This is a genomic window from Propionivibrio pelophilus DSM 12018 (assembly GCF_059569095.1).
Map to the genome: position 1 here is coordinate 62434 of NZ_JCANUT010000016.1, position 6883 is coordinate 69316.

Sequence of the window (6883 nt, forward strand, 5' to 3'; positions counted from 1 at the left end):
GCGGATGCCGCGGGGCTTTTTCCTCCGGGCTCACTTGCGCGCTGATCCTTTTCTGATACCCCACGCCCGCGCACCCCACACACAAAGATAGGCACAGCCGCTCCATAGCGTGGTCAGCCCGGTTCCGAAAACCAGGACTGTCAGCAGCGTTTCCGGCAAGGGCTGCACGGTCTGGCCGAACAGTACCGCCGCGACCAGCATCAATTGCAGCAGCGTGTTGATCTTGCTGCTGGGCAGCGGTTCGGGCCAGAGCGGTTCGATCAGGCAGTGATAGCCGATCGATAGACCGATCAGCATGACGTCCCGGCCCACGCCCAGGATCACCAGCCACATCGGCACCTCGCCGCGCCAACCGAGCACCAGCAGCGACCCCACCACCAGCGCTTTGTCGGCCAGGGGATCGAGGATGCTGCCCAGCCGGCTGGTCCAGCCGAAGCGCCTGGCGAGGAAGCCGTCCGCCAGATCGGAGACCCCCGCGATCACGAACAGCGAGAACGACTCCGGGTAGCGCCCGTCCAGCAACAGCCAGACGATGGGCGCGACCAGGATCAGGCGCACGCCCGTGATCAGATTGGGAAGGTGGCGGCAGTTCAAGGTCGGAATAGTCACTTGCGGCAACGATGGATTGGCGTATTTTAGACATATGGACCCGGCCGAAAGCTCCCCCATCGACCCCCCGACGCTCGCCGGGCTCGAAGCGCGCATCGGCAGCCCGCACCTCCAGCGTCGGCTGAGCGTGGAGCGTGAACGCGAGGCCCGAATCGGGACCCATTGGGGCGCGCGCTTCGCGCATCACGACGCCTGGTATTCGATGCCCAGCCTCATGCGCACGGCACTGAGCCTGGCGGGCCTCCACCGGCGCGGGCGCCTCAACGTGCTGGACATCCGGCGCCAGGACAACGACGTGCGACTCACGCGCCTGCCGCAGGCGTTCGAAGACTTCACCTTGCTGCATCTGAGCGATCTTCATCTGGACATGAGCGAGCCCTATATCGAACGGCTGATCGCCAGCGTGAAAGGGCTCGCTCACAACGTCTGCGTTCTCACCGGGGACTTCCGCTTTCGCACCTTCGGCCCGTACCAGCCGGCACTCGACGCCCTGGCACGGCTGCGGCCACATCTCGGTGAAGCGGTCTACGCCGTCCTCGGCAACCATGACACGATCCGCATGGTGCCGGGCATGGAGGCCCTCGGCATCAACGTGCTGATGAACGAGGCCGTGCCTCTTCGGCGTGGCAACGAGTCCCTGATCCTGGCCGGCATCGACGACGCGCACACCTACCGCACGCACGATTTCGCCAAGCTGGAGGCCGCCGTCAGTCCGGCATCCTGCGCCATCCTGCTGTCGCACACGCCGGAGACCTACCGCAAGGCAGAAAACGTGGGCTTCAGCCTGATGCTCAGCGGGCACACGCACGGCGGCCAGATCTGCCTGCCGGGCGGCCTGCCCATCTTCACCGACACAGGCGCCCCGCGCGCCTTCGCCCGCGGCGCCTGGAAATACCGCGGCATGGCCGGATACACCTCGGTCGGCTGCGGCTCGTCGCTCATTGACGTGCGTCTGAATTGCCGGCCGGAAATCACCTTGCATCGACTGCACCGCAGCCCGTCCGACGCGGAATGAGCGACCAGGCTCAGTACGGATGGTCGCGCACCCCGAGCCGGAACAGCAGCCGGGACATCGGAATTTCGAGCGCAAAGAAAGCCAGCGTAACCACCGCGACTTGTCCCGTGGAAAGCGAGAGGGAGTCGGCCACGACGAGGAGCGGCAGCAGCGCTTCGGGAATCTGATCCAGGCCGGTCGCTTTCGCACTCGACGGAATATCGAGTCGCCGCTTGCAGAAGCTCGACAGCGCATCCCCCAGCATCGAGAAGCCGCCGACGACGGCACCCAGACGTGGAGAAAACCCGAGCAGCGGCGCCACGATCGCCGCCGCCGCGATGGCCGCCAGCACGCCACGCACCGTCTTCGACGGTCCCAACAGCGGTCGATGATCGAAAAACTCCAGGCCGCCGTCGAGCCGCGCCCCCGGCCGCCGCCCGCTCAAGCGGAAAGCCACTATCGGCGCCAGATTGGCAATGCTCAAGATCACCAAAAGACGAACGCCCACAAGGAATTCGTCCATGCCGTTGCGCTCTCCAGCAGCCACACTGCAATGCAGTATAACGGCATGGTTGAACGATTTCGCGTCGCGGACATGCCGGCGTCACGTCAAACGGGGGGCCAACGCCGCCGCCAGGGGAGTCAAGCGCGGTGCGGAGGCCGTCGGCCATGCGGCTGAACGTGTCGCCGAAAAAACCGGGGTCTCGCAATCGCCGAAGGACGCCGGAGAGAAGGAAGCGCCATCGCATCCGTAAGCCGTCTCCGATTTTGAACCTCGCGAGGAGCCAGGCGATCCAAGGTTCACCGCCTCACGCTTACGCGAGAGCGGGAACCCTCTTAACGAAAGGAGAAGACAATGCGCAAACTCGCAGTTCTGCTGGGCGCTCTGTTCACGAGCGCCTCGGCGCTGGCCTTTCACTGCCCCGCCGACATGAAAAGGATCGACGAAGCCCTCACCATGAACCCCAAACTGGCGGCTGAACAGCTGTCCGAGGTCAAAAAATTGCGTGCCGAAGGGGAAACCCTGCACAAGGCGGGCAACCACCAGGCGTCTGTCGATACGCTCGCCAAGGCGATGAAGATCCTCGGTATCTGAGCCTCTTTCGCCTCGATCTCTCGCAACTCCGGCGACTGGTCGGCAGACGTCCCGACGGGGCGTTTGGTCGACCGGCCGCCTACGATCAAGAACCCTCCCAAGGAGAACGCCGAACAGGCGAGAGGGGGCAATTTTTGCGTTTCGATCACCGCGCCGATGTACCTGCACCGCCCCATCGTCATAGCCCCAACGTACCCCGGACTTGAATTCGCCTCTTGAAATTTCTTCGACGTGGGGCAACAATCGCCCATCGATCCAGTTCTCCATCAAGGGATTCAAGCGTGCGCAACAGCCCGTTGCCCCTTTGGCGCATCCCTCCACTGCGAAAGCCGTCACCGGGTGACTGACTGAGTCCATGATTCGAATGTTGCAGCGTTTTCTCGACAATCCCCGCCTCATCGGAGCCATCACGCCGTCGTCAGCGGCTCTCGCCAAGGCGATGACACGACAGCTCGGCAACGGGACGGCCGTGTTCGAGATCGGCGCAGGGTCCGGTGCCATAACCCGCCAGATACTGGAGTCGGCCGGGGCGGAAACGCTCGTCGTCTTCGAACAGGATCCTTACTTCGCCGAATGCCTGCGCCGTCGGGTCGGACCGACACGGGTGGTCGAAGGTTTTTTCCACGACACCGTAGGCGCTCTCGACGAGATCCCGGACCCTCTGGTGATCTTGTCGTCAGTACCCTTCAAGTCACTGTCCAACAACCTCCGCTGCAAAACGGTGGATGCCATCTGCCGCATTTTGCTGGCGTCACCGAATCGTCGGCTGATCCAATACACCTATTTCAACCGCCCTCCCTTCGTCCCGTGCCACTCCAACCTGCACTGGCGGTACCTGACCCGCGTCTGGTCGAACATTCCGCCGGCGACGGTATGGGAACTCCGCGCCGGAGCCGACCCGAAAAGTGCTGGGTAACGATGGCTCACGACAGCCCACGGCTGGTGCGAATTGCCGAGTCTCAATGGAAGTCCCGGCTGCCCGTCAGCAGCCGCCCGAGCAGCGGCGTGTGATCAACCAGCCGCTTGGCGATCAGATGCACGACCTCGCCTTCGCGCTGCAGCACACCGAGAACGCCGAGCAGACGCGCACCGAGCACCTCGCGTCGCTGCTTGTCGACGAGGTGCGGATGGACGATCACGTTGCTCAGCCCCGTCTCATCCTCCAGCGTCAGGAAGATCACCCCGGTCGCCGTGCCCGGACGCTGTCGGCAGGTAACGAGGCCGGCGCAACGTGCCATCGCGTTATGGCCCATCTGGCGCAACGCCTCGGCCGTCACGTAGCGGCGCTCGTCGAGGCGACGGCGCAGCAGGGTCAGCGGATGGCGGCCTAGCGCCAGGCGCAGGGTCGCATAATCGGCGACCAGGTTTTCGCCCTCGCTCGGCTCGGACAATTCCGGCGCCACGTCTAGTGGCGGCGCCTCCTGCAGCAGATCGAGCTGTACCGGCGCGGCGGCGACGGCCCAGGCGGCCTGCCGCCGGTGGCCGGCCAGCGCGCCCAGAGCCCCGGCCGCCGCGAGCGCGTCGAGATCGCCACGGTCCAACGCGGCGCGGCGGGCGAGGTCGGCTACGTCGCGGAACGGGCGGGCGGCAGCGATGCGTGCTCCGGCTTCCGCACCCAGGCCGTCGATCAGATGCAGGCCGAGACGAACCACTGAACACGCTTCGCCTTCCAGCGCCGTTTCCCACGCGCTGTGCTGCACGTCCGGCGACCGCACCTCGACGCCGTGCCGGCGGGCGTCCTGCACCAGTTGCGAGGCGGAGTAGAAACCCATTGGCTGGGCATTGAGCAAGCCAACGAGGAAGGCCGCCGGTTCGTGCCGTTTCAGCCACGCCGAGATGTAGACCAGCAGCGCGAAGCTCGCCGCGTGCGATTCGGGAAAGCCGTACTCGCCAAAGCCTTCGATCTGCCGATAGATCGCCTCGGCAAATTCCTGCGAATAGCCCCGATCAGTCATGCCAACGATCAACTTCTCGCGCAGGTGCCCAACCCCGCCCTTGCGTTTCCACGCGGCCATCGAGCGGCGCAGGTGGTCGGCTTCGCCGGGGGTGAAGCCGGCGGCAACGACGGCCAGCTGCATCACCTGCTCCTGGAAGATCGGCACGCCGAGCGTGCGCTGCAGCACTGATTTCACCGCCGCCGAGGGATAACGCACCGGCTCGATACCCTGCCGCCGGCGCAGGTACGGATGCACCATGTCGCCCTGGATCGGCCCCGGGCGCACGATGGCCACCTCGATGACGAGATCGTAGAAGCAGCGCGGCTTGAGGCGCGGCAGCATCGCCATCTGCGCACGCGACTCGATCTGGAAAACGCCGACCGTGTCAGCATGGCCGATCATTGCGTACACCGCCGGGTCTTCTCTCGGGATGTCCTGCATGCAAAAACGGCGGCCGATCCGCTGCGAAATTCCGTCGAGCGCGCGGCGGATCGCCGTGAGCATGCCGAGCGCCAGCACGTCGACCTTCATCAGCCCGAGCGCGTCGATGTCATCCTTGTCCCACTGGATGATGCTGCGCCCGTCCATCGCCGCGTTCTCGATCGGCACCAGCCGGTCGAGCCGGCCGCGGCTGATGACGAAGCCGCCGACGTGTTGCGAGAGGTGGCGCGGAAAGCCGCGCAGTTGCTCGGCGAGGATCAGCCATTTCTCGACGCGCGGACTGCGCGGATCGAGGCCGACGGCAGCGAAGCGTTCGGGCAACTGCTCGCGCTTGTCCCACCAGGCCAGCGACGCGGTCAGCGCGTCGATGCGATCGATGTCGATGCCCAGCGCCCGCCCGACGTCGCGCAGCGACGAGCGCGTGCGGTAGCCGATCACCGTAGCCGTCAGCGCGGCGCGTTCGCGGCCGTACTTGCCGTAGATGTACTGGATGACCTCCTCGCGCCGCTGGTGCTCGAAGTCGACGTCGATATCGGGCGGCTCGTTGCGTTCCTTCGAGATGAAGCGCTCGAAGAGCAGATCCGACTGCGCCGGGTCGACCTCGGTGATCCCGAGCGCGTAACACACCGCCGAGTTGGCCGCCGAACCGCGCCCCTGGCAAAGAATGTCCTGCTCCCGCGCGAACTTCACGATGTCATAGACGGTGAGAAAGTAGGCTTCATACTGCATCTCGGCGATCAGCGCGAGTTCGTGTTCGACCTGCGCACGCACCTTCGCCGGGACGCCGTCGGCATAACGCCGGCACAGCCCGGTCTCCACCTCCGCCCGCAGGTACTGCGCCGGCGTCCGCCCGGCAGGGACGACTTCCTCGGGATACTCGTAGCGCAACTCGTCGAGCGAGAAGCTGCACATTTCGGCGATGCGCAGCGTTTCGGCAAGCAATTCCGGCGGGTAAAAGCGCGCCAGGCGCACGCGCGAGCGCAGGCAGCGCTCGCCGTTGGGAAACAGCGCATGACCGGCCGCGTCGACCGAGGTTTTCAGGCGTAGTGCGGTCAGCACATCCTGCAGCACACGCCGGCCGCGCACGTGCATATGCACGTCGCCGGCGGCGACCAGCGGCAGGCCCGAGGCCTCCGACAGCGCGCGCAGCGCCGCCAGGCGCGCGGCATCATCCGGCGCCAGATGCCGCTCGAAGGCGACCCACGCCCGCCCCGGAAACGCCTCGGCCAGCCAGCGCGCGTCCTCTGGCGACGCGTCGGCCGGCGCGACCCACAGGGCGAGGCAGTCGGGAATCCCCGGCAGCAGGTCGCCACGCGTCAGGTGATAGCACCCCTTCTCCGCGTGCCGTCGCCCGAGACTGACGATCGCCGAGAGGTTGCCGTAACCGGGGCGGTTCTGCGCCAGCAGCACCAGCTTCATGCCATCGGCCAAGGTGATTTCGGCGCCGCAGATCAGCTTCAGCCCGACCGCCTTGGCCGCCCCGTGTGCACGGACGAGGCCGGCAAACGAGCATTCGTCGGTGATCGCCAGCGCCGCGTAGCCGAGCTCCTGCGCCCGCGCTACCAGTTCCTCCGCATGCGACGCGCCGCGCAGGAAGCTGAAGTTGGAGACGCAATGCAACTCGGCGTAGGCGGGCAGGCCGTTTGACATAGGGTGCTCCGTCATCCCGGCGCAGGCCGGGATCCAGCATGTGCTCCGGAAATCTGGATTCCGTATATGGACTCCTCCCGTTTTGCAAGAGCGAGTTGAGATAGGGCAAATGGGTGCGACTGCGACCGTATATCCGACCTGTGTGTGGAACGAAGC

At 65.7% G+C, this 6883-nt stretch carries 6 protein-coding genes; 3 read left to right on the top strand and 3 right to left on the bottom strand.

What is annotated here, in order from left to right; genetic code table 11:
- Window positions 1-30: 30 nt before the first annotated feature.
- A complete protein-coding gene (locus tag BO74_RS09125) occupies window positions 31-609 on the bottom strand; it encodes a CDP-alcohol phosphatidyltransferase family protein (RefSeq protein WP_496441731.1) in 579 nt (192 codons plus the stop codon).
- Window positions 610-625: 16 nt separating this feature from the next.
- Between BO74_RS09125 and BO74_RS09130 the strand changes: the two genes are divergently transcribed.
- On the top strand, window positions 626-1624 hold the full coding sequence (locus tag BO74_RS09130; RefSeq protein ID WP_496441732.1) for a metallophosphoesterase: 999 nt from the start codon (window positions 626-628) through the stop codon (window positions 1622-1624).
- A 10-nt stretch (window positions 1625-1634) separates the two neighbouring features.
- Here the strand turns inward: BO74_RS09130 and BO74_RS09135 are convergent, their stop codons facing one another.
- A complete protein-coding gene (locus tag BO74_RS09135; protein WP_496441733.1) occupies window positions 1635-2126 on the bottom strand; it encodes a CDP-archaeol synthase in 492 nt (163 codons plus the stop codon).
- A 333-nt stretch (window positions 2127-2459) separates the two neighbouring features.
- Here BO74_RS09135 and BO74_RS09140 point away from each other — a divergent pair, with 333 nt between their 5' ends.
- Window positions 2460-2699 (top strand): PA2433 domain-containing protein, encoded by a 240-nt coding sequence (locus BO74_RS09140; RefSeq protein WP_496441735.1) that lies wholly within the window; start codon window positions 2460-2462, stop codon window positions 2697-2699.
- 355 nt (window positions 2700-3054) lie between these two features.
- Complete coding sequence (locus BO74_RS09145) at window positions 3055-3615, top strand: class I SAM-dependent methyltransferase (RefSeq protein ID WP_496441736.1); 561 nt, start codon at window positions 3055-3057, stop codon at window positions 3613-3615.
- Window positions 3616-3658: 43 nt separating this feature from the next.
- On the opposite strand, the gene BO74_RS09150 is transcribed toward BO74_RS09145, so the two are convergent.
- Window positions 3659-6727 (bottom strand): error-prone DNA polymerase, encoded by a 3069-nt coding sequence (locus tag BO74_RS09150; protein WP_496441737.1) that lies wholly within the window; start codon window positions 6725-6727, stop codon window positions 3659-3661.
- Window positions 6728-6883 lie beyond the last annotated feature (156 nt).

Excerpts from the sequence above, each read along its gene's own strand:
- BO74_RS09135 (WP_496441733.1), bottom strand. The coding sequence starts at position 2,126 with ATGGACGAATTCCTTGTGGGCGTTCGTCTTTTGGTGATCTTGAGCATT.
- BO74_RS09140 (WP_496441735.1), top strand. The coding sequence starts at position 2,460 with ATGCGCAAACTCGCAGTTCTGCTGGGCGCTCTGTTCACGAGCGCCTCG.
- BO74_RS09145 (WP_496441736.1), top strand. The coding sequence starts at position 3,055 with ATGATTCGAATGTTGCAGCGTTTTCTCGACAATCCCCGCCTCATCGGA.
- BO74_RS09150 (WP_496441737.1), bottom strand. The coding sequence starts at position 6,727 with ATGTCAAACGGCCTGCCCGCCTACGCCGAGTTGCATTGCGTCTCCAAC.